Here is a 24,043-nt window from a genome sequence, read left to right as displayed (position 1 = left end):
ATAACCTAAGTTGTAAATATTGTAAACTATTGAAAATCAGTAAAATATTGTGCTTAGCGAGACCTATTTGTAAAATTCAAAAGGGGTAACCGAATTGGTCTCGATGGAGATGATTTTAAATGATATTATATGATATTATATAAAATGTAAAACCCAGTAAATCATAAATTTACAGGGTTTTTGAAGAGTTTTGATACTCTAAAAGTGGAGTCGGAGAGAATCGAACTCTCGTCCAAACAAGTAACCAAAGGGGGTTCTACACGTTTAGTCTTTTCTTGTTTTTTCGATTATAAGCTGGCTAAAGACAACCTACTTATAACTTAGCTTTTAAATCTCGATGTGGCATCAAAGCGCTACCACATCTTAGTTAATTTTTACGATGCCTCTAAAAAGAACGCCACTAACCAAGGCTTTCTGGAGACATTTAGCCTTCCTACCTAGTAGGAACTAGCACGAATCTTACTATAATTCAGATTATGCAGCTAAAGCGTAGTTATTCTCGCCGTTTAAAGTTTGGTCTAGCCTTTTACGTGTCTCAAAACCATTACACGACGTGCTTACCGTTTAATTAATCTCGCTGTCAAAACCAGTCGACCCCGTTATCAATACAATAGTAATCTGCATTAGGGCGTTCCCCAAAGGGTCGGGCTCTCGGCAGTCGCTTTTTTGTGTTGCATAGGTGCAACAACACAAAAAGAGCTTCAACAAATGCCTCCATCCCTAACGCGGATGGCAAATTTACCAAAATCTTTTGCAAATCATGCCAAATCCAAGTAATTTAGAACAAAAATTATTCCAAAAATATAAATGTCACATATTGGCACAACCATAATAAAATAAAGCCTAAACATGAAATTCGCCATCATTAAAGAACGCAAAAATCCACCAGACCGCCGTGTGGTGTTTTCTCCTTCAAAATTAAAAGAAGCAAAACTACAATTTCCACAAGCCAGTTTTAAGGTAGAATCATCAGATATTCGTGTATTTCCAGATGCTGCATATACCGCATTAGGTTTTGAAGTCTCAACCGATGTGTCCGATTGTGATGTACTTATTGGCGTAAAGGAAGTGCCAATTAGCGCTCTTATACCAAATAAAACATATTTTTTCTTTTCGCATACCATAAAAAAGCAACCTTATAATCGCAAGTTGTTACAAGCTATTTTAGAAAAAAATATAGAATTGTACGACCATGAAACCATAGTTAACGAAAAAGGATTTCGTTTAATAGGTTTTGGACGTTACGCAGGTATAGTTGGCGCCTATAACGGATTTAGAGCTTGGGGCTTAAAATACAATACATGGCAACTACCTAAAGCAGGCCCTTTACCCAATCAAGCTGCTTTAATTAATGAGTTGCATAACATCGAAGTTCCAAACATTAAAATATTACTCACTGGAAGTGGTAAAGTAGCTAGTGGTGCTCAAGAAATGCTGGATGCAATGCAAATTCAATCCGTTTCGGTTGAGGACTACTTGAATAAGAGTTTTGATACACCCGTGTATTGTAAAATAGATGTGCTAGATTATAACAAGCGATTAGACGGGACACAAGTAACCGATGTGTTTGATTTTTTCAATCACCCGGAACAGTACGAGTCTAACTTTATGCGTTTTGCCAAAGTAACCGATTTTTACATTGCAGGACATTTTTATGGCGATGGTGCACCGTATTTATATACTAGAGAAGACGTAAAATCACCGGATTTTAATATTAAAGTAGTTGCAGATATAAGCTGCGATGTAGATGGTCCGGTAGCTACAACTTTAAAAGCTTCAACCATTGCAGACCCCATTTATGGTTACGATCCTGAAACCGAATCTGAAGTGGATTATAAAGACGATAACGCCATAACTGTGATGGCAGTAGATAATCTCCCATGCGAGCTTCCACAAGATGCTAGCGAAGGTTTTGGGGAGATGTTTTTAAAACATGTATTACCTGCTTTCTTTAATAACGATAACGATGGTGTTTTACAACGTGCAAAAATTACCGAAAACGGAAAACTTACGGAACGTTTTAGCTACCTTCAAGACTATGTGGATGGTTTAGAGTAGGGATGTTGAACCCCAAAAATCTTAAACATATAAAAAAAAGAAGGGTAACTAACCAAGTTTCTAAATGCTATAACGGATGAAAAAGGACGGTGAAAATGTCTCCAATATAGTATGGAAAAGCATACTAGCGCTATGGTTTTAAATTGGGACAAAAAGAGGTGTTTTATGACAACCATAGTTTGTAAATTTTGTATTCTAAAGCTATTATGGTAATAGTTCCTAAAGTATAAGCCACTAAATCTGAGATATGAAATGAGCTTCCTAAAATTAAATTAGCGTAATAATTATCCTGTAAATTGAATAGCTCTAGATAATTGGTGAGTTGTAAAAACTCTATAATAAAGGCAAATGCTAAAACGGAAACGGCTATTTTAAAGTGGTTGTCTTCAATAAAAATTTTAAAAAAACTATAAATAAGTATTACAACTAAAAAATCTCCAACGGTGTAACGAATAAAGCCTGATTTTAAGTAGACTGCGATACATGCTTCTGTTAGAAATAAAAGCAGTGTTAGTAATGCGTATGTTTTGTTGAATTTTAGTTTCATAGAGATTCAATTAGAATATAGAAATACAATATTGCTATGGGGATGTTTGCCAAAACGATACCTATTGTTGTTGCTAATTGAATTATTGTTTCATGGTTTAGCGTCTTTAATAGCATTCCAAAACAGAGTTTGAATACCAAACCAAAAAGTAATATTGAATTAATCGCAAGTGCTACTATTACAAATAAAGCACCAATTATAGTTAGCTTACTTAAATATGGGTTATATAGCTTTAGAGTAAACAATATAGTACCAATTATAAAGCTCATAAATGCAATGGATTTACTGGTTGTAATTAAATTTTTCATAGGTGTCTTTTGCGTTAGGGATTTGAGCTCCCTAACGTAGGAGGGAGCGAGTAGTGAAATATTTATATTCACGAATTCATTGATATAAACTAGGAGCTTTGAGTAAAGCGCTACCCCCGCTTTTGGGCGGGGGAAACCACGCTTATAGCGTGGCAGGCGCCCTGAAAAAAACACTAACCAATACCATTAACCATTGTTCCAATCTATTTTTCGAGATACGAACATGACGATGGCGAGTATGAGGAACAAACCTATACTGCCTACAAGTAGCGCATAATTTTCTAGTTGTATAATAACATAGATAAACGCATACAATGCGCTTAACGAGGCCCCGATAAATAAGGGAAACTTAATAGTTTTTAAAATGGATTTTGAGTATAAGGTGATAAGAACAATTACCGATATTCCTGCTATTAAATATGCTTTTAAAAAGTTACTGTGCTCTGAAATGGACACTAATAGTGTGTAAAACATGGTAAGTGCCAACCCAATCATTAAATACTGAAATGGGTGAATATGTATTTTACTTAGGGTTTGAATAAGGAAAAATATTAGAAATGTAAGTCCTATTACTAAGAATCCGTATTTGGCAGAACGTTCACTTTTTTGATATTCGTCTACCATGACCATAAACTTGGTGCCAAATGCAAATTGATTTAAGTTTGGAATACTTTTTAAATGTTGTTGCGAAAATGCTCTGTTAATGTGCAGTACTTTCCAGTCGGCTTTAAATCCATCTTTCGTAATTTGTTTGGTTTCGTCGTTGGGTAAATAGTTGCCCATAAAACTAGGGTCTGCCCAATTTGATGCCATTTGCATTGTAGTGGTTTTTCCTATGGGGATCAGTTCTATTTGTCGGCTACCATTAAACGTTATAGAAAAAGTAAAGTTTGTTGGTGTATCGGTAAATAGTGTTTCACCGTTTATAAAGCTAGATTCTAAAACGTCTAAGCTGCTGTTGTTGTTTTGGTTGAAGTTAGTTTCAAAACTATAGGTTGTATCGCTTAGTTTAATTTGTACTTCGCTTTTTATGCCTTTTAAGTTTGATGTTTTTATGATGATGGATGCTTTATCCCAAATAATGTCTTCTGTTTTAATGCCTTTTGAAGTTAGGTGAACTGGAACGTAATGTCCCGAAAAATCCATTTGAGTTGTAAATACGGCCGATTCAAAATTGCCTCGTTTTAAAGTTTTAGAGTTTACATCTACATGAGCGTGTAACTCTTCTGGAAAGACATAAGCATAATTTATGTGTGTTTGGGTTTCTTTAAAATAGGTTTTGGTTTTTTCGTTAAATGTTTTGGTTTCGGTATAGGTTTTATAAGGTAATTTTAAAACAGGACCGTAAACCAGTACATCATTTCCCCATTTTTCGTTGATTTCGTTTACCACATCCTGTTGCCTAAAGGCTCGCTCGTTTATTAAACTATTAATGAATGATAGCGGAACGAGTAATATGATTACCAAAAATCCTACCATGAGCATTCTTGCTGTTATTGAGGTTTTTAACCAATTGCCAAATTTGTTTTGGGGTGCGTTGTTGTTTTGAGTTTCCATGCATTATTTGATTTTAAAGTACTTTGAAAAACAAAGTAGATTGATAAAAAAATATTATATTTTGTTAATTAATTTTTCAAGTGCGTCAATATGTTTTTTAAATGCTTCGCGACCCAATGCCGTGGTAGAGTAGCGGGTATTGGGTTTTCGTCCTATAAATTGTTTTTCAACTTTTATATATTCCGCATTTTCCAAGGCTTTGGTGTGGCTTGCTAAATTGCCATCGGTAGCTCCTAAGAGGTCTTTCAACATATTAAAATCGGCATATTCGTTTACCATAAGAACAGACATAATGCCCAGTCTAATACGATGATCGAATAGTTTATTTATGTTGTTTATAATACTCATATTTTATTCCCGCGAAGGCGGGAATCTATTTTTAGTTATAAAATATTATCCAATAACCAAAACAAGCTATTGGAATTAATGCTAATAATCTAAACCATCTATTTGAAGCATAGTTTTTTATTAGTTTATAGATTGTAAAACTTAATAATAATGGAATACCAAAAACTACTAAGTAGAATAAAGCTGCAAGTAAATAAAATATGATAGTTTCCAAACTAAAAAATGACAAATTAATTGAATTCAAAATTACTGAATACTGCAACTGAACGCTGCTTACTTTTTCACATCATATTTAAAATGCATCCAAGTGCCATATACAATATGCATAATGCCAAAACCTAACACCCAAAGCCAAAAACCGTAACCAGGTTTCCAAGAGCCAATTAATCCCAGAATGATTTGAATATAACCCAAATACCTAATATCGCCTATGCTATATTTTGATGCATTTACCAATGCTAATCCGTAAAAAATAAGCATTAATCCACCAGATTGCCCGTATTTACCCTGACTTAAAATGATTAAAATGTAAAGTCCGCCAACTACAAGGGGAATTAAAAAATTAAAAACCAATCGCTTAGAAGTGGCATCCCAAATTTTAGCACCGTGTTTTTTTGCTTTGCGCGTGGTTAAATATATACCTGTAAGTACACTTAATAGTGCTACCATAAATAAGGTAAACAGGCATAGCCTAAATATGTAACCGTCAAGTTTTAGTACGCCGTAACTGTAATCTGTTACCAGCACGTAAGCTATAGCAGCACCTATTAAGGCATAAACTCCAGCTAAAATGCCTGATAAACCACTTAATGAAATAAAGCGAGAGGATTTATGCATCATATTTTTAATCTCGCTAATGTCTTTTAGATAATCTTTGGATTCCATATAAAAGTACTTTGAAATACAAAGTAAATAAATTTTATTTAATTTGTGAGAATAAATTTTTGTTAATTTTATAAAAATTAAAATGTTAGCATGAATCCTGCGGAAGCTTATATCCTAAAGCAACAAGAGCCTTATAAAACTATATTGCTACAATTGCAGGCTATTATTGAGGCTGTTGTTCCAGATTGTGAATTGCTATATAAATGGCGCATTCCATTTTTTTACAGTAATGGTATTCCTATTTGCTTCCTTAATCAATCTAAAGATTATGTGGATTTAGCGTTTTGGCATTTTGAACATATGGAACACTATACCGAGTATTTTGTGGATGCCAATAGAAAATCGATACGCTCTCTACGCTACAAGTGTGTTGAAGATATTAATGATGAGGTGGTTGTATATGTTCTTAAAAAACAGCTGGAAATTAATACCAATCCGTTTAAGTTAATTTTAAAACCTAAAAGGAAGTAACTAATTTTCTAATAGCAACCAATCTTGTTAGCAAGCCTTCCAAATTATCTAAATGTAACATGTTTGCACCATCACTTTTCGCATTTGCAGGATCGAAATGTGTTTCAATAAATAAACCGTTAACATTATTTACTACACCAGCACGCGCTATAGTTTCAATCATATCCGGACGTCCACCAGTAACCCCTGCCGATTGGTTAGGCTGTTGTAAAGAGTGTGTAACATCTAATATTACAGGTGCAAATTGTCTCATTGTTGGGATACCTCGAAAATCTACAATCATATCTTGGTAACCAAACATCGTACCTCTGTCGGTGATCCAAGCTTTTTCGCTACCTGCATCTTTAACTTTTTGTACAGCGTGTTTCATGGCTTCAGGACTCATAAATTGTCCTTTTTTTAAATTTACCACTTTGCCAGTTTCGGCTGCAGCAACTACCAAATCGGTTTGTCTTACTAAAAAAGCTGGAATTTGCAGAACATCAACATATTCGGCAGCTTTTTGGGCATCAGAAACTTCATGAATATCCGTTACTGTTGGTACATCAAAAGTTTCGGATACCTTTCTTAGAATTTTTAAAGCTTTTTCGTCTCCAATACCAGTAAAACTGTCTATTCTACTGCGGTTGGCCTTTTTAAAACTGCCTTTAAACACATAAGGAATTTCTAATTTACTAGTTATAGAAACCACTTTTTCAGCAATGCGAAGAGCCATATCTTCGCCTTCTATGGCGCAAGGGCCACATAATAAAAAAAAGTTGTTGGAGTTGGTGTGTTTTATTTTAGGAATTTCGGAAAGTTGCATTTATAAAAATTTAGGCTGTAAAGTTACAAAAAGGAGTTTTAATGTTTTTTGCAAATTTACACTGCCCTTTGAGGTGTTTTATGTTATTTGCAAACATGCCCGCGTTAAGGATTGCAGAGGAAAGCCCACAGCGAGGGACGAGCGAGGACTTGTAACGGAAAGCCTGACCACGCCTTAGCGTGGGAACGCCAAAATTTTAAAATCTTTTATTTAGGCTATTCTTTATAATCCAAAGTGCCATAAAAAAGTTTAGAATAAAGAATACGCCACCATACAGCATTAGCTGTTTTGTAGCGCTAGAAATAGATATTAAATTTAGCATTTCTGAAATGTAAGCTAAAATCATATACGACGATAAGCAAACAAAGGTTATGCCCAAAGTAAAGTTTAAATTTTTATTAGGTTTAATGAGTTGCCACAAAAAAGGGATAGCAAAGAGTAAAATGGGGTATGCAGTTAAGCCTTGACTTTTATTAACGCTTGTAAACCAATATATTGTAATAGCAATAAAGTATAGGTAGGGTAAATACTTAGAGTATTTGCTAATTAGAGACATAATTCTGTATTTTAAGGATTTGAGAGTTTGGGATGGTATAGCTTAGTAAAGATAACGAAAAGGGATATGCCATATTATTTGGACTTTTAATTATAACATATTTTTAACTTAATAATAAAATAAGCAGTACATTTGCACGCTTAAAATAAGGCACTCATTATGAACAATATAAAAAACATTGCTATAATTGCTCACGTAGACCACGGTAAGACTACTTTGGTTGATAAAATTATGTACCATTGCCAACTATTTCGTGAAAACGAAAATACAGGTGATTTAATTTTAGATAATAATGACTTAGAACGCGAAAGAGGTATAACCATAACCTCTAAGAACGTTTCTGTAATATACAAGGACACAAAAATTAATATAATAGACACGCCTGGTCACGCCGATTTTGGGGGAGAAGTAGAGCGTGTTTTAAATATGGCTGATGGCGTATTGTTATTAGTTGATGCCTTTGAGGGGCCAATGCCACAAACACGTTTTGTATTACAAAAAGCTATTAATTTGGGTTTAAAACCATGTGTAGTAATAAATAAAGTAGATAAAGAAAATTGCACGCCCGATGAGGTACATGAAAAGGTGTTCGATTTAATGTTTGAATTAGGAGCAGAAGAGTGGCAGTTAGATTTTCCAACGGTGTATGGTTCTGCCAAGAACAATTGGATGAGTGAGGATTGGAAAAACGAAACAGAAAACATTGAGCCTTTATTAGATATGGTAATAGCGCATATACCTTCACCAAAAATTGAAGAAGGAACAACACAAATGCTTATTACATCGTTAGATTTTTCGTCGTTTACAGGACGAATTGCTATTGGAAGATTAACAAGAGGCACGTTAAAAGTTGGTCAGAACATATCTTTAGTAAAGAGAGATGGCTCTATAGTAAAATCGAGAATTAAGGAATTACATACGTTTGAAGGGTTAGGTCGTAAAAAGGTAGATGAAGTACAAACTGGCGATATTTGTGCCATTGTTGGTTTAGAAGGTTTTGAAATTGGTGATACTGTTGCCGATTGGGAAAACCCCGAAGGCCTTAAAACTATTGCTATTGATGAGCCCACAATGAGTATGTTGTTTACTATTAACGATTCGCCTTTCTTTGGAAAAGATGGAAAATATGTAACGTCTAGACATATAAAAGAGCGTTTAACCAAAGAGCTAGAAAAAAATCTTGCGTTAAGAGTTGAAGAAACCGATAGTGCCGATAAATTTATGGTATTTGGCCGTGGTGTATTGCATTTATCTGTATTAATAGAAACTATGCGTCGCGAAGGGTACGAGCTTCAAATTGGTCAACCTCAGGTAATTATTAAAGAAATTGATGGTGTAAAATGCGAGCCTGTTGAAGAAATGACGATTGATTTACCAGAACACGTTTCGGGTAAGGCCATAGAAATGGTAACCATGAGAAAAGGAGAAATGCTAAGTATGGAAGCTAAGGGCGAGCGTATGGTATGCGAATTTATCATTCCGTCTAGAGGGATTATTGGCTTACGTAACCAATTGTTAACCGCCACTGCTGGAGAAGCCATTATGGCACACCGTTTTAAAGAATACCAACCATTAAAGGGTGGTATACCAGAACGTCAAAACGGAAGTTTAGTATCCATGGAAAATGGTACAGCAATTCCGTATTCAATAGATAAATTGCAAGAACGCGGTAAGTTTTTTATAGATCCAGGGGAAGACATTTACGAAGGACAAGTAATTGGTGAGAATTCTAGAGGTGATGATATGACGGTGAATGTAACCAAAACCAAAAAATTAAGTAATGTACGTTCTGCAGGCGCCGATGATAAAGCTAAAATTGTGCCTGCCATAAAATTTTCGTTAGAAGAAGCACTTGAATATATTCAGAAAGATGAATATGTAGAAGTAACACCAAACAACCTACGCCTAAGAAAAATTTATTTAACAGAGGTTGAACGTAAGCGTAATAAATCTGTTTAAACTAATATATAGTTTTAAAACTAGTTTGTTATTGATTAATATTCGCCCAAAATGGAATTATTTGGACTTACATTCACTGAGTATATAGGCTATCTTGCATCGTTTATGGTACTAGTATCTTTTGCAATGAAAACAATAAAAACATTGCGAATGTTTAATATGCTAGGGTGTATATTGTTTATTATATATGGCTTTTTAATGCCAACACTAAGAATAGGGCTACCCATAATTATTGCTAATATGGCCATTTTTTTTGTTAATCTCTATTATTTGGTACGTAAGAAAAAATAGAGTTCTTATATTTACTAAAAACAATTAATCATGTATTTGTTATATTTCGATCCGAGTATTGGTGCTATGATTGTTCAAGCAATTGTTGCAGCAGTTGCAGGTGTAGTATTATTTTCAAAAAATTTAATGTTTAAAATAAAATCCTTTTTAGGTTTGATTAAAAACGATGAAAATGATGTGTTTGATGATATAGATATTGAAAATCGTGATTTAGAAAATAAAAACTCTAGTGACTCTTAAAAAAGCTCATCCATCTTCATTTAGGGATCCTTCGGGTTACGTTTTTTTAGATAACAATAGTATTAAGCGTGTTATAAAGCCAGTTTATTTTAAGCAGTACTATGCTCTTAGGGATTCTGGGTTTTATAAAAAGCTATTTGCAAATAAACTATTAATACATCATGAAGAACTATCTGTTTCAGAATCTGAAATTGTAGTTAAACCTGAATATATTCCATTTATAACATATCCATACGAATGGAGTTTTAATCAATATAAAGAGGCGGCTTTATTAACTCTTAAACTTCAAAAGTTTAGTTTAGAGCATGGGTATTCGTTGAAAGATGCATCTGCATTTAATATTACATTTTATAAGGGTGCAGCTATTTTTATAGATACACTTTCTTTCGATTTTTATAAGGACAATTACCCTTGGCGTGGGTACAAACAGTTTATTTCACATTTTTTAGCTCCATTGCTCTTAGCACGATATCATGGAGCACAATCACTAAAATTATTGAGTGAATATATAGATGGTATCCCTATTAAGATGCTATCATCTATGTTGCCCTTTAGGTCTAAATTAAATCCAACTATATACACAAATGTTCATTTACTTGCAAAATTTGAAGATAGACATAGTGAGGATTACAAAGGGAACACCAAAGTAAAACCATTATCAAAAAGCGGTCAGTTAAAAATTATAAAGAGTTTATATGATTTTATTAAAAAACTAAAACTAAAGGAATATACAGAATGGGGTAATTACTATAACAAAATAAACTACTCTGATAGAGCTTTTGATTTAAAAGCCAATGTTATTGATAAATGGATATCCAAATTAAAACCAGATACTATTATTGATATTGGTGGGAATGATGGCACTTTTATAAGGGGAATTAGTTATGAATTAAAACAGAGTTTAGTTTGTGATTTGGATAATAATGCGGTAGATTATAATTATTTACAAGTAAAGAAAAATAAGGAGACACATATAACACCTTTCGTTTTGGATGTATTAAATCCATCGGCAGCGATAGGATTTAATAATAAAGAACGAAGCTCTTTTCTAGAGCGAATTAAGGTTTTTAATCCAGATGTTACATTGGCCTTAGCCTTAATTCACCATATCACGTTGTCTGGAAATGTTACATTTTCTATGTCGGCTCAGTTTTTTTCGTCGTTTTCTAAATGTTTAATTATTGAATTTCCAAAGAAAAATGACTCATGGGTACAGCGTTTGCTAAATTCAAAAGCAGAATTTAAGGATCATTTTAGTTTTTATACAATAGAGAATTTTGAAATGGCTTTTGCAGCATACTTTCAAATATTGGAAAAGCAAGAAATAGAAGGTACAGAAAGAGTTATGTTTTTATTAAAAAGAATAGCTGATGTTTAAGATAAGATCTCAAATATTAACATTTCTTGAGAGTGAAAAAGAATACCCTGTAATTGCAGCACTTGCATCTGGTTTGTACCCATTATTATACTATTATAATTCTAACTTTACATTGGTGAATTCTTGGGAGCAGTTAGGCTTCTTTGTATTTTGCTATATCCTTTTGCCTATAGTGGTTTTTTACTTAATAAGTACACTTTTAAAAAAAAGTGGTAGATACAAAAAGTATCTTAAGTATATAATCCCAATCCTTAATTTAGGTGCTTTTAGTGTTTACATAGTTGTGTCAACTTATGGTTTTAAAAGTAATATTTTACTAATAGCAGTTGTAATAGCTATTCTAATAGCTATTGTTTTTTATAAGCACATAAAAAAAATAATTGTATTTCAATATTTATTGGCTTGTTTTGTTCTATTGAAATTAGTGCCAGATGTTTATAAAGAAATAACTTACTCTTCTCAATGGATGAAACAACCAGACGGTATTGAAAATGTTTTGTTTAAGAAAAAACCGAATATTTATATTGTTCAGACAGATGGTTATGCTAATTTTTCAAAATTAAAAAGCGCACCCTACAATTTTGATAATAACATATTTGAATCGTTTTTAAGAGAAAATGGTTTTAAACTATATAATAATTTTCGAAGTAATTATGTGTCTACACTAAGCTCTAATAGCTCTTTATTTGCTATGAAGCATCATTATTATGGCAATTCATTGCATGGTAACGAGCTTCGAAATACACGAGAAATAATAGCTGGAGATAACCCAGTGCTTTCTATAATTAAAAAAAATAATTATAAAAGTTTTCTCTTACTAGAGCGTCCTTATTTGTTGGTTAACAGACCCAAATTACATTACGACTACTGCAATATTAAATTTAGTGAAATATCTTATTTAGCGAGGGGTTTCGAAATTGAAAAAAGCGTTGTTCAAGAGTTAAATGTGGCGATAAACAAAAATAAGAATACGTCAAATTTTTTCTTTATTAGTATCATGAGACCTAGTCATGTATCTGTTCTAGAGGAGCAATCCATGGGCATTAAAAAGGAGCGAGAATTTTATTTGTCTGAACTGGAAAAAGCTAACAAAACCTTAAAGGAAGTTATTACTATTATTAAAGAAAAAGATAAAAATAGTTTAATTGTAATTATGGCTGATCACGGTGGGTACGTTGGTTTAAAATATAGTATGCAAAGTAGAACCAAACAAACTGATGAAGCGCTAATTAACTCTATTTACACTTCAGCTTTAGCTATAAGGTGGCCTAATGATGTACCATATTTTGATGCTAAATTAAAAACACCAGTTAACCTATTTAGAATATTATTTTCTTATTTAAGTGAAGATAAAGCATATTTGAATTATCTACAGGACGATAAAAGTTATGCTATTATAAAAAATAACGCCCCTATTGGCGTTTACGAATATATAAATGATAAAGGCGAAATAGTATTTAATAAGTATAATGCTGAATAATCTTAAGTTTGGTTTATTAATATTGGCATAAATCATTTTGTATATTTGAAATCTAAATAACTATACTATATAAGTAGTTTTTTAGTTTATAATTGCAACAAATCTTAACTTTTGAAAAAATTAATACGTTATATTAACAGTAAAGTATTAGTAAAGGCTGCTTCTTTAAAAACCGCAGCTGTTTTTACAAGAGTTATTGCTGGCTTGTTAACATCAAAGGCCATTGCAGTAATGATTGGCGCCGAAGGGTTAGCCCTTGTTGGAAATTTAAGAAATTTTGTTGCTTCTGCGCAAACCTTAGCAACCTTGGGTTTTTACAAAGGCGTTGTTAGGTATGTTAACGATTTTAAAGACGATTTAGTAAAACTAAGTAAAACCTTATCTACGGTTTATTATGCTGGTTTTATAACAACAATTCTTGTGTCGTTTATCTGTTACTTTAAAGCAGATGTTATTAACGAACTTATTTTTCCCACCTATAACGATTACGTATACATTATAAAGATTTTTGCCATTGTACTACCGTTTTATGCGCTAAACATGTTTACGTTTTCTATCATGAACGGGTTTTCTAAGTATAAAATTCTAATTATAATAAATATAATTGGTCAGATTTTAAGTTTATGTGTCGCCCTCTTATTAATTTACCAAAAGAATTTAGATGGCGCCTTAATTTCGGTAGCAATTTCAGAATCCCTAATATTTTTAATTACTCTCGTAGGAATTATAAATAGAAAAAGTTTGGTGCCTTTAATTAGCGTAGAGCAAGTAAGTTTTACATACATTAAGAAATTAAGTTCTTATACGGGTATGGCCCTGTTTTCGGCAGTAATATTGCCGCTTGTTATTTTAGCGATACGTTCTCATATTATAGATACTATTGGTTATAAAGATGCTGGTTTTTGGGAGGCAATGTTGCGAATTTCTAAGTATTATTTAATGATGGTAAGTTCGTTATTGGGCCTATATATCATTCCAAGATTTTCTGAGATTAACGATATTAAGGAATTTAAAAAAGAAGTGTTTTCACTTTATAAAACTGTAGTGCCATATTTTATTTTGGGTTTAGTACTAATATATGTATTGAGACCTTACATAGTCTGGATTGTTTTTACAGAAGAATTTAAACCCGTAGAAGATTTGTTTCTATGGCAACTTTTAGGCGACTTTGTTAAAGTACTTTCCATGATTATCGCTTACCAGTTTTTAGCAAAAAAAATGTTTTGGCATTATGTAATTACCGAAGCTTTTTTGGTTATAATACTTTATACTACAAGTATCTATTTTATTAAAATTTATGGTGTAAAAGGAGCCGTAATAGGTCATTTTGTAAGTTATTTAATGTATTATGGTGTAATCTTGCTTATTTTTGGAAGTTCGCTTTTTGGAGTAGAGTCTGATAAAAACAATTTTAACTAGCTTATATTTTTTCTATTGAAATTACCAGGGTTTATAAAAAACAACCTATTATTTAAGGTTACTTCTGCTAATGCATTTCTTGTATTTGCAAAAATGGGTTTCACCTTAATAACCCAAAAAGTATTGGCTATAATTATTGGGGCAGAAGGCATTGCTTTGGTAGGTAATTTAAAAAATGTAACTGCTTTTTTTGAAAAATTTTCAGTTTTGGGCACTTCAAACGGATTGGTAAAATACGTTGCCGAGTATAAAGATGATAAACAAAAACTAAATCAATTATTCTCAACTACATTACTGTTTAGTACAGCGGCGGCACTATTATCCTTCTGTATTCTTTTTTTTGGAGCAAGTTTCTTAAATCAATCAATTTTTGGTGAGACTAGAGATTTTAAATTAATATTTAAAATTTTAGCCTTTGTTATTCCATTTCTTTCATTAAATGCTATTGTAAATGCGCTTTTAAATGGTCTTTCTGCGTATAAAATATTTACCAAAGCCACATTAGTAATTGTGGTAGTTAATACTGTTTTAATAGTTGGTTTTACTTATAAATTAGGATTGTATGGTAGTTTGGTGGCAGTTGCAATTATTCCAATTGTACAGTTTATATGCTACATTGTAATTACCTTTAAAACGAGTTTTACTTATATAAGTTTAAAAGGCGTAACTTTAAATTTAAGTTTTAAGAATAAATTATTGCCATATAGCTTAATGACTATTGTGGTTGTGCTCTTTGCCAATATAAACGAAATAGCTATAAGACGACTTATAGAACATAAGATAAGTATTGCAGATTCTGGCTATTGGACGGCTATGAACTCTATTTCAAACGCATATATGCAGTTTACGGCTGCTATTTTTCCTTTATATATTTTACCAAGATATGCCCGAATTACAAATACGTATAATTTTAGAAAAGAGGTAAAACATATATACAAAATGCTGTTGCCGCTGCTTATTGTTGGTCTATTTTTAGTATTCTTATTAAAACAACAAATTATAACATTACTTTACACCACAGAATTTTTAGAAATGTCTAAATATTTTAAGTGGCAATTGCTGGGAGATTTGGTTAAGTTTACAGCTTTTGTAATCGCATATCAGTTTTTGGCTAAAAAGCAAACAACTAATTTTATTATTACAGAGCTTTTTTCAGTCATTGTTTTTTATATGCTTTCAGTTTATTTTATTGATTACTATGGTACAGAGGGCGTAGTAATCGCACATTTTATTAGGTACATATTGTACTTCTTGGTAGTATTGTTTATTTTAAGAAAAAGTTTTGTTGGAGTTAATAGAGCGTTATAGTTTTTTATGGGTAGTTTAGTTTTAAGCAATACATTAGAGGTTCTTGTATCTACAATGAACCGTACTTCTCTATCTTTTTTAGAAAAGATGTTTCCGCATCAAGACATAAAACAATTAAATATTTTAATTGTAAACCAAACTACTAAAGGACGCGAACTAACGTCAAAATTAAAAAACATTAGAGTAGTTAATTCCTATGAGAAAGGACTATCTAAAAGTAGAAATTTAGCAATAAAGAATGCAGTTGGTGATATATGTTTGATAGCTGATGATGATGTGGAATATGTTAAAGAATTTGAAACTATTACCAAGGAAGGCTTTATAAAATTTCCTGAAGCTACAATTATAAGGTTTAAAATAGATACGTTTACTGGAGAACAATATAAAGCATATCCAAAAACAGGCGGGCAACTGCTCTCAAGAAAAAGCATAAAACCAACATCATCCATAGAAATAGCCTTTAAACGAAAGGCAATTCTTGAGAAAGGAATAGCATTTAATACACTTTTTGGCTTGGGTAGTTATTTTCAATCTGGAGAAGAATATCTGTTTTTAAAGAAAGCCATATCAAATGGCTTATCTGTTTATTTTGTAAATAGTACTATAGTTAAACATGCTCTGGAAAGATCTACTAGCAATATGGGTAGTGATAATTACGTGAAAACAATATGCGCTATAAATTATTTAGAGTTTAAAAATTTTAGTTACATATTGTTGTTAAAATATATATTTTTTTTAGTGGTTAATGGAGCAGTAAGTATAAGAGGTAGCTTTAACAAACTACTAGTAGGTTTTAAAGGGATTAACCAGTGCAGACAATTAACGAAAAGCGTATGATAGTTTTAAAAAAACTTTTTCTAAGATACCTGGTATTGGTATGCTCTGGCTTTTTTTTTAATGTTGTTTTTAATAACATTACGTTGTTTGTTTTATTAAATTTTTTAGAAAATATTTTTTTTGGAGCAACATTAATCATTCCAATTTTTTTACTCAAAGGTTTAAATTTCAAATCACTTTATTTTAAACTATCATATGTTGTTTTTGCTTTATGTTTATATATAGAAACTATTTATTATTATTTATTTCAAACTTTTTTCAGTTCATCGGCAATTTTTGTTACTCTAGATTCTAACACTAATGAAAGTAAGGAGTTTTTAAGTTTTTATGTAGATCTTCCAATAATAATATATAGTATAATTTTTTCCCTTATTGTTTTTTTTGCAATAAAGAATACCAAAAGGCTTTTTAAATTAAAAGTATTCCCAGAAAGGACAGCTCAGAGGATTAAAATTTCTCTATTATTTCTAATTTGTATTGTCTTTATTAAGCTAACATCGCTTATAAATTTCAATTTACCTTACCTAATTCTAAAATCTGTAGTAGATTATAACATAGAATCTAAAAAATTAGGAGATTATAAAACGAATAAAACAGGTGATTTTAATGATGTTTACCGGTACATGGATGATCAAGATGAGGTATATGTAATAATTATTGGAGAATCCACTGCTCGCTCTCATATGGGAATTTATAATTATTACAGAGCAACAACACCAAGGCTAAATAGTATTAAGGATGAATTGTTAATATACCAAGATGTTATTAGTCCACATGCATACTCGGTTGGTGCCTTAACTAAAATATTAACCTTGGGTAATTATGAAGCTCCAGAATTAATAACAGAAGGCTCTATATTACAATTGCTTAATAGTGTAGGTTTTGAAACCTATTGGTTGTCTAATCAAAGACCAATAGGGCCTTATGAAAGCATGATTACTAAGATTGGTCTATCCTCCAAAAACCATGAATTTTTAACAACAACCTTAGCAGGAAACAGCAAAGTTTTAGATGGAGAGCTCTTAGCGCCTTTAAATAGAATTTTAAGAGAAAAAGTTAGTAAAAAAGTCATTTTTGTTCATATGATGGGTACTCATCATCATTATGAAAATAGATATCCGGAAACATTCAATAAATTTAAAGATACGCCGAAAACTAATTTTAAATCGAATGAAAGTTTTGAGAAGATTAACCATTATGACAATGCAATTCTATACAATGATTTTATTATTTCAGAAATAATTAAACAAGTAAATAGTTTGAAAGCTAAAAGTTTTGTTTTATACTTTTCTGATCATGCTGAGGAAATGTACGATACTATAAATATGGCAGGACATAATGAAGATATATATTCCAGACAAATGTTTGAAATCCCTTTCTTTGTATGGCAATCAAATAAATTTAAGCAGCAAGAAAACTTTCCTTTTATTACTAACAGAAAATATATGGTTGACGACTTTTTCCATTCCATGGCAGATTTGTTAGATATTAAGGCAAAAGAAATAGATAGTACTAGAAGTATTTTTAGTAAATATTTTAAAGAGAGAAAAAGAATTATTAAGGATACTGTTAATTTTGATACATATTTTAAATAACTTAAGTTCTTTATTTGTAGGCAGTCACGTAAAGTTTTCTCTTTTTTAAAAAGTTCTGGGTGTTTTTAGCAAGTATTAGCAGCTGCTTAGGTAAGCTAATTAATATTTTTTGTTTTAGGTTTAAGTTGGCATAGTCTATGTCTTTTTTTACAGTTTCAAACAGCTCTAATTGATGGTTTAATTTACAGCGTATAGCTAAGGCATATCTATTAATATCTAAATACAATTTTAAAGAGGGGTTATTTGCTTCTTCTTTTTTATATTTCTTAAAAGAATCTAATCTAATTTGGTTATAGCTTTCTTCATTTTTAGAAAGACTATCGTCTACATGGAATTTGTAAGACATGGTTATAGTTGGGTTAAATATAACCTTATACAGTAAAGCAAATCGTATCCATAAATCTATGTCTTGAGCTGTTTTTAATGTGGTATCGAACCCTCCAATTGAAATAAACTTTTCTTTTTCGAAGGCAACAGCAGAAGTCCACGCAACTGAATTTATTATGCTGGCCTTAAAATAGTCATCAACAACAAGACATTTATCATCAAAATTAAAATTAAACTGGGCATTTTTTTTTACGGTTTCGCTATAATAAATGTCGTAATTATTACAATATAACCCAGCGTTTGGGTAAATTTCTATTTGTTTTTTTAATTCTAATAGGTGGTTATGGTACCACGTATCATCTGCATCTAAAAGTGCAATATATTTGGCTTTGGCTTTAGCTATACCGTTATTTCTTGCATTAGGCGCTCCTAAATTTTGTTGTGTAATTATTTTTATTCTAGAATCTTTTATTTTCGAAATTATACTTTTGCTTCTATCTGTACTTCCATCATCAACTATTATAATTTCAAAATCTTTAAACGACTGATTTGTTACACTTGCAATGGTGCTAAGTATATACTTTTCCTTGTTGTATAAAGGAATTACAACCGAAAAAAAAGGTGTAGTGTTAAAATTAGTCATAATGGTTTTGAATAGACACAATGTAGCAAAATTTAAACAGTTGTAGGCTATTTGCACTATTGGTTTTGATTGCAGCCCTTTCAAAAAAGACAGATAATAGAGTTGCTATTTTTTTTGCAAATACAGAGTTTAAGAACTTAAATTTATTTAGAGCTAATAAAAGCTTACTGTAAGAGGTGAATTCTGGATGCTTTTTTTTTAGTAAGATAAGATTTTTTATTGCTGTTTTGGTCTTTTCTATAAATTCAATGTTGCTATCCATATCTAAATGAATAACGGGATTATTGATGTGAATAATTTCAATACCTTTTTTTTCCATTTCATAACAAAAAAAGGTGTCTTCATGTCCATATGTGTCTAGCTCTTCGTTAAAAGGGTTAATCTTTAAAATATGTTTAGGGGATACAAAATTATTGGGTCTAAAATGATGGTATGGATTTTCGTTTCTTTTTAAAGTTGTCTTATACTCATATTTTAAGCCATAGTTGTAACGTAATTTATTTTTAGTATTAGTACGCTTTGGCTTGCTAGTACCTCCATAAATTATTGTGTTAGGCTGCTTTTTAATTGTTTCAATATATGTGGCTATAAAATTTTCAGAAACTTTGGAATCTCCATCTAAAAAAAGTACATAATCGAACGCAGAAGCTTTTACCAAAAGGTTTCTAATTTTCGATCTTCCTACGTTGTTTTGTAGCTTCTTATAGGTATAGATGGGGTTTTTAAAAGTGGACAGTTTTGTTAATTCAAGGGTAGAAGCGTCATCAAAAACAATAATTTCGGCAGCTAATTTTAAGGTTTTAATTTGCTTGCAAATATGTACAACTGTTTTTAAACAATCATAATTATAAACTGGAATACAAACACTCAAACCTTTCATGAAATTTACCCTTTTCGTTGTACCACTTCATAAACCTGATTCTCATCACACTTTAATGTTTTGCTTGGGTACTTTAAAGGTAAGGCATAATCGTGTGTGGCCATAAGTATTGTGTTGCCATTTTTGTTAATGTCTTGCAATACTTCCATAACTTCTACACTGGTTTGCGGGTCTAGGTTTCCGGTAGGCTCGTCGGCCAAAATTAGTTCGGGGTTGTTTAATAGTGCTCTGGCAATGGCTATGCGCTGTTGTTCTCCACCAGAGAGTTCGTGCGGAAACTTAAAGCCTTTGGTTTTCATGCCTACCTTTGTTAGCACTTCTTCTATACGAGCGTTCATTTTTTCTTTGTCTTTCCACCCAGTAGCCTTTAAAACAAAAAGCAAATTCTCGTTTACAGTTCTGTCTATAAGTAATTTAAAGTCTTGAAAAACTACACCAAGTTTACGCCTTAAAAACGGAATATCTTTTTCTTTCAAGGTTTTTAAATTGTAATCTACTATAAAGCCCTCGCCTTCAGTTAAGGGTAAATCGCCATAAAGCGTCTTCATAAAACTACTTTTTCCTGTTCCGGTTTTTCCAATTAAGTATACAAATTCGCCTTTGTTTATTTCAACATTAACATTAGAGAGTACTAAACTTTCCCCTTGGTAGATAGATGCATCTTTTAGCTGTAAAATGGTTTCAGACATAGTATATGAATTTCAATATACAAGTTTAGAGTTTAAAGTTTAATAGCGCAAACCAATAACCGTATTTCTTTTTTTTTATTATGTTTTTTTGGTTTTTTCTCACCTCTATTTGCTTAATTTTTTTTAAGATTTAATAAGTTGGTTTATAATTCTAGCACGATTGTTGCGTTATGGATTAAGAAGATTTCCAAAATGTATATTTTGGTATCAATTGAATTTATTATTCTCGCGAAATCGAAGATTCATAAATACATTAGTATAAATTGAGAATCAATGAATAATGCGGGAATCTAAAACCTTTGTTTATCTTTGAATTTCATCAAACAAAACCAAATACTAAATGAATCTTAAACATAGTATTTTAATTACAGCTTTATGTCTTTGTATACAGGTTGTCGCGCAACAATCGGCAGTGTACACAAATAATTTGGTAGACTTTCAAAAAGCATTAAGCTTGTACAATAATCAGCAATATCAAGCAGCACAATCCTTATTTGCCCAGATTAAAAAAGAGGCCGAAAGGGAAGGTTTAATTGCAGATTGTACGTATTACATTGCTAATTGCGCTGTACGGCTAAATCAGCAAAATGCAGATCAACTTATTAATGATTTTGTAGAGGAGTACCCAACTAGCACAAAGCGTAACACAGCTTTTGTAGATGTAGCAGATTATTATTTTGCCAATGGAAAATATGCTTATGCCCGAAAGTGGTACAAGCGGGTAGACGAAAGCGCACTATCTAAAAAAGAACAACAAAAATTCTATTTTAATAATGGGTATACCGCTTTTGTAACAAAGCAATATAAAGACGCAAAAAAATATTTGAGTAGGGTAGAAAACTCTCAACAATATGGAGCCCAAGCAAAGTATTACATTGGGTTTATGGCTTATGAAGGGGATGACTATGATAGGGCAAATGAATATTTTGAACAGGTAGAAAACCAAGAGCGCTACAAAGAAAAACTATCGTATTACCAAGCAGATTTAAACTTTAAACTCGGTAAATTCGAAAAAGCTATTGAACTTGCCAAAGCACGATTAGATGCTAGTGATGCTGATGAAGTCTCAGAATTATCAAAAATTATCGGCGAAAGCTATTTTAACCTAGAACAATATGCCGAGGCCATCCCATATTTACAAGCTTATAAAGGTAAAAAGGGCAAGTGGAATAATACCGATTTTTACCAATTGGGATACGCACATTATAAACAAGGAGATTACGAAAATGCAGTTTCAGAATTCAGTAAAATTATTGATGGGAATAATAGTATAGCGCAAAATGCCTACTATCACTTAGGTGAAAGCTATATTAAATTAAACAAAAAACAAGAAGCACTAAATGCTTTTAGAAATGCATCACAAATGGATTTTAATTTAAAAATTCAAGAAGATGCTTGGTTAAACTACGCTAAGATTAGTTACGAAATTGGAAATCCATACCAATCTGTACCGCAAGTTTTAGCAGCGTATTTAGATAAATATCCTAAAACGGCGTATAAAGAAGAAATAGAAACCCTTTTAATAGATTCTTACATTACATCAAAAAACTACGAAGAGGCACTTACCCTTTTAGAAAGGAAAAAAAGTTTCGAGAACAAAATGGCATACCAGAAAGTGGCATTTTATAGGGGTTTAGAGTTATACAACGAAAGTAAATATTTGGAAGCAGAAACACTTTTTGACAAATCTTTAAGCGAGCCCAGAGATGCAAGATTTACTGCAAGAGCAACTTTTTGGAAAGCCGAAGCAGATTATAATTTAACCGATTATGATGACGCTTTAGTTGGTTTTAAGCAATTTGTGCAGCAAGCCGCTGGAATGGATTTGCCTGAGCAGAAGCATATAGATTATAATTTAGCTTACACCTATTTTAAGTTAAAAAACTACAATCAAGCCTCTAATTATTTCAATCAGTTTATAGCGAAACCGCAAGAGGACAAAGTGCGTTTAAATGATGCTTATTTGCGTTTGGCCGATGGTTATTTTGTGTCCAGTAAGTATAACGAGGCTATAAAAGCGTATACCAATGCCATAAAATTAAACGAACTGGAGGCCGATTATGCTTTCTTCCAAAAAGCGATAAGTACAGGTTATGCGGGAAATTCTCCAAAAAAAATTAAAGAGTTGGAAGCCTTTATCCTAGAATACCCAAAGTCTAAATTGCGAGACGATGCGTTGTACGAATTAGGTAATTCTTATGTAAAAGCAGGTAATATAAATAAGGCGATGGCGAGTTACGATAAGCTAAACTTAGAATATAGAATGAGTTCGTTTGTGCCAAAATCTTTATTACGGCAAGGTTTAATTCATTATAACGCTAGTGAAAATGATGCTGCTTTAAGTAAGTTTAAAAAAGTAGCAGGCGATTATCCAAACACACCCGAAGCGGTTCAAGCCGTATCTACTGCACGATTAATTTATATAGATTTGGGGCGTGTAAACGAGTATGCAGCTTGGGTAAAGCAATTAGATTATGTTGAGGTAACCGATGCCGATTTAGATAATGCCAGTTACGAAGCCGCAGAAAAACAGTATTTAGAGGGTAATACAGATGCAGCAATTAAACAGTTTAATAGTTATTTAAATAATTTTCCTAATGGTATACATAGTTTACAATCGCATTTTTATTTAGGGCAGTTGTATTACAAAAAAGATTTAATTGCTAATGCTGCACCACATTATAAATATGTTGTAGAGGCTTCGCAAAGCGAATTTACCGAGGAAGCACTTTACAGATTATCGCAATACCATTTGGAAGGCAAAAATTGGAACCAAGCTATACCTCTATTAAAACGTTTGGAGGCCGAAGCGAATTTTCCTCAAAATGTAGTTTTTGCACAATCTAATTTAATGAAGGCTAATTATCAATTAGAGCATTACGATGAGGCCGTAACTTATGCCGATAAAGTTTTAAAGAATTCTAAAATTGATAATAAAATACAGAGTGATGCGTATATCATTATCGCGCGTTCTGCCATAAAAACAGGTGATGAAGCCAAAGCTAAATCGGCATATAAAAACGTAGAAAAAGTAGCTACTGGAGAAACAGCAGCCGAAGCTTTGTTTTACGATGCTTATTTTAAAAACAAAGCAGGAGATTATAAAAGTTCTAATATTTCAGCTCAAAAATTGGCTAAAGATTATTCGGGTTACAAATACTATGGCGCCAAAGGTTTAGTGGTAATGGCAAAAAACTTTTATGCTTTAGAAGATGCCTATCAAGCTACTTATATTTTAGAAAGTGTTATAGAAAACTTTAAGCAATTTGATGATGTAGTGGAAGACGCACAAACTGAATTAAATCTTATAAAACGAGAAGAATCTAAGACGAATTCATCTATAATGCCACAGGATTAAAAATAAGTATACAGTCTCGGTCACAGTATCCAGAAATAGATTATTGTTATGCTGAGCGTAATCGAAATATCTCAATAATAAAATTTAAAATCATCAATCATCAC

General features: G+C 31.9%; 20 protein-coding genes and 1 other RNA gene. 11 read left to right on the top strand and 10 right to left on the bottom strand.

Annotated features, from left to right (window positions below; genetic code table 11):
* Positions 1–202: 202 nt before the first annotated feature.
* Positions 203–598, bottom strand: a transfer-messenger RNA (tmRNA) gene (ssrA, locus tag CLV33_RS09475).
* A 251-nt stretch (positions 599–849) separates the two neighbouring features.
* Between ssrA and CLV33_RS09470 the strand changes: the two genes are divergently transcribed.
* The gene (locus CLV33_RS09470; protein WP_105473704.1) at positions 850–2,058 is read left to right on the top strand and encodes an NAD(P)-dependent oxidoreductase; all 1,209 of its coding nucleotides are present in this window, start codon (positions 850–852) and stop codon (positions 2,056–2,058) included.
* Between the two features lie 163 nt (positions 2,059–2,221).
* Here CLV33_RS09470 and CLV33_RS09465 read toward each other — a convergent pair whose 3' ends face one another.
* The 4 genes from CLV33_RS09465 to CLV33_RS09445 form a co-directional block, all read right to left on the bottom strand.
* Entirely contained in the window at positions 2,222–2,605 is a 384-nt protein-coding gene (locus CLV33_RS09465; RefSeq protein WP_105473703.1) for a ribosomal maturation YjgA family protein, read from the bottom strand.
* Positions 2,606–3,099: 494 nt separating this feature from the next.
* Positions 3,100–4,470, bottom strand: coding sequence for a cell envelope integrity protein CreD (gene creD / locus CLV33_RS09455; protein WP_105473701.1), 1,371 nt, complete (start codon positions 4,468–4,470; stop codon positions 3,100–3,102).
* A 54-nt stretch (positions 4,471–4,524) separates the two neighbouring features.
* A complete protein-coding gene (locus CLV33_RS09450) occupies positions 4,525–4,818 on the bottom strand; it encodes a winged helix-turn-helix domain-containing protein (protein WP_042241845.1) in 294 nt (97 codons plus the stop codon).
* 273 nt (positions 4,819–5,091) lie between these two features.
* A complete protein-coding gene (locus tag CLV33_RS09445) occupies positions 5,092–5,703 on the bottom strand; it encodes a hypothetical protein (RefSeq protein ID WP_105473700.1) in 612 nt (203 codons plus the stop codon).
* Between the two features lie 90 nt (positions 5,704–5,793).
* Between CLV33_RS09445 and CLV33_RS09440 the strand changes: the two genes are divergently transcribed.
* Complete coding sequence (locus CLV33_RS09440) at positions 5,794–6,174, top strand: DUF1801 domain-containing protein (RefSeq protein ID WP_105473699.1); 381 nt, start codon at positions 5,794–5,796, stop codon at positions 6,172–6,174.
* Here the strand turns inward: CLV33_RS09440 and kdsA are convergent.
* Positions 6,161–6,979, bottom strand: a complete 819-nt coding sequence (gene kdsA, locus CLV33_RS09435; protein ID WP_105473698.1) for a 3-deoxy-8-phosphooctulonate synthase — start codon at positions 6,977–6,979, stop codon at positions 6,161–6,163. The genes CLV33_RS09440 and kdsA overlap by 14 nt on opposite strands.
* 196 nt (positions 6,980–7,175) lie before the next feature.
* On the bottom strand, positions 7,176–7,535 hold the full coding sequence (locus CLV33_RS09430) for a hypothetical protein (protein ID WP_105473697.1): 360 nt from the start codon (positions 7,533–7,535) through the stop codon (positions 7,176–7,178).
* 159 nt (positions 7,536–7,694) lie between these two features.
* On the opposite strand from CLV33_RS09430, the gene typA reads away from it, so the two are divergent.
* The 8 genes from typA to CLV33_RS09385 all read left to right on the top strand — a co-directional run bounded on the left by typA (position 7,695) and on the right by CLV33_RS09385 (position 18,042).
* Entirely contained in the window at positions 7,695–9,494 is a 1,800-nt protein-coding gene (gene typA, locus CLV33_RS09425; RefSeq protein WP_193744434.1) for a translational GTPase TypA, read from the top strand.
* A gap of 321 nt (positions 9,495–9,815) precedes the next feature.
* Positions 9,816–10,025, top strand: a complete 210-nt coding sequence (locus CLV33_RS09415; RefSeq protein WP_042241855.1) for a hypothetical protein — start codon at positions 9,816–9,818, stop codon at positions 10,023–10,025.
* On the top strand, positions 10,015–11,403 hold the full coding sequence (locus CLV33_RS09410; protein ID WP_105473696.1) for a nodulation protein NoeA: 1,389 nt from the start codon (positions 10,015–10,017) through the stop codon (positions 11,401–11,403). The genes CLV33_RS09415 and CLV33_RS09410 overlap by 11 nt, the downstream gene beginning before the upstream one ends.
* Complete coding sequence (locus CLV33_RS09405; RefSeq protein ID WP_105473695.1) at positions 11,396–12,883, top strand: hypothetical protein; 1,488 nt, start codon at positions 11,396–11,398, stop codon at positions 12,881–12,883. Before CLV33_RS09410 ends, CLV33_RS09405 begins: the two co-directional genes overlap by 8 nt.
* Positions 12,884–12,994: 111 nt before the next feature.
* On the top strand, positions 12,995–14,302 hold the full coding sequence (locus CLV33_RS09400; RefSeq protein ID WP_042241870.1) for an O-antigen translocase: 1,308 nt from the start codon (positions 12,995–12,997) through the stop codon (positions 14,300–14,302).
* Between the two features lie 15 nt (positions 14,303–14,317).
* A complete protein-coding gene (locus tag CLV33_RS09395; protein ID WP_105473694.1) occupies positions 14,318–15,610 on the top strand; it encodes an O-antigen translocase in 1,293 nt (430 codons plus the stop codon).
* 6 nt (positions 15,611–15,616) lie between these two features.
* Complete coding sequence (locus CLV33_RS09390; protein WP_105473693.1) at positions 15,617–16,447, top strand: glycosyltransferase family A protein; 831 nt, start codon at positions 15,617–15,619, stop codon at positions 16,445–16,447.
* Positions 16,444–18,042 carry a sulfatase-like hydrolase/transferase gene (locus tag CLV33_RS09385; RefSeq protein WP_105473692.1) on the top strand — a complete coding sequence of 533 codons (1,599 nt, stop codon included), beginning with the start codon at positions 16,444–16,446 and terminating at the stop codon, positions 18,040–18,042. Before CLV33_RS09390 ends, CLV33_RS09385 begins: the two co-directional genes overlap by 4 nt.
* A gap of 10 nt (positions 18,043–18,052) precedes the next feature.
* Here CLV33_RS09385 and CLV33_RS09380 read toward each other — a convergent pair whose 3' ends face one another.
* Genes CLV33_RS09380 through CLV33_RS09370 form a run of 3 tightly spaced genes read right to left on the bottom strand, consistent with a single transcriptional unit; the run spans position 18,053 to position 20,581 of the window.
* On the bottom strand, positions 18,053–19,012 hold the full coding sequence (locus CLV33_RS09380; protein WP_105473691.1) for a glycosyltransferase family 2 protein: 960 nt from the start codon (positions 19,010–19,012) through the stop codon (positions 18,053–18,055).
* Positions 19,005–19,892, bottom strand: a complete 888-nt coding sequence (locus tag CLV33_RS09375; protein WP_105473690.1) for a glycosyltransferase family 2 protein — start codon at positions 19,890–19,892, stop codon at positions 19,005–19,007. The genes CLV33_RS09380 and CLV33_RS09375 overlap by 8 nt, the downstream gene beginning before the upstream one ends.
* 5 nt (positions 19,893–19,897) lie before the next feature.
* Positions 19,898–20,581, bottom strand: a complete 684-nt coding sequence (locus tag CLV33_RS09370; protein WP_105473689.1) for a cell division ATP-binding protein FtsE — start codon at positions 20,579–20,581, stop codon at positions 19,898–19,900.
* 340 nt (positions 20,582–20,921) lie between these two features.
* Here CLV33_RS09370 and CLV33_RS09365 point away from each other — a divergent pair, with 340 nt between their 5' ends.
* Positions 20,922–23,939, top strand: a complete 3,018-nt coding sequence (locus tag CLV33_RS09365) for a tetratricopeptide repeat protein (RefSeq protein WP_105473688.1) — start codon at positions 20,922–20,924, stop codon at positions 23,937–23,939.
* The last annotated feature ends 104 nt before the right edge of the window (positions 23,940–24,043 follow it).

Origin of the sequence: Jejuia pallidilutea, assembly GCF_002973595.1 — a bacterium.
GTDB classification, from domain to species: Bacteria; Bacteroidota; Bacteroidia; order Flavobacteriales; family Flavobacteriaceae; genus Jejuia; species Jejuia pallidilutea.
Note: the sequence above shows the minus strand (reverse complement) of the source record. Positions and strands in the feature narration are given on the sequence as shown.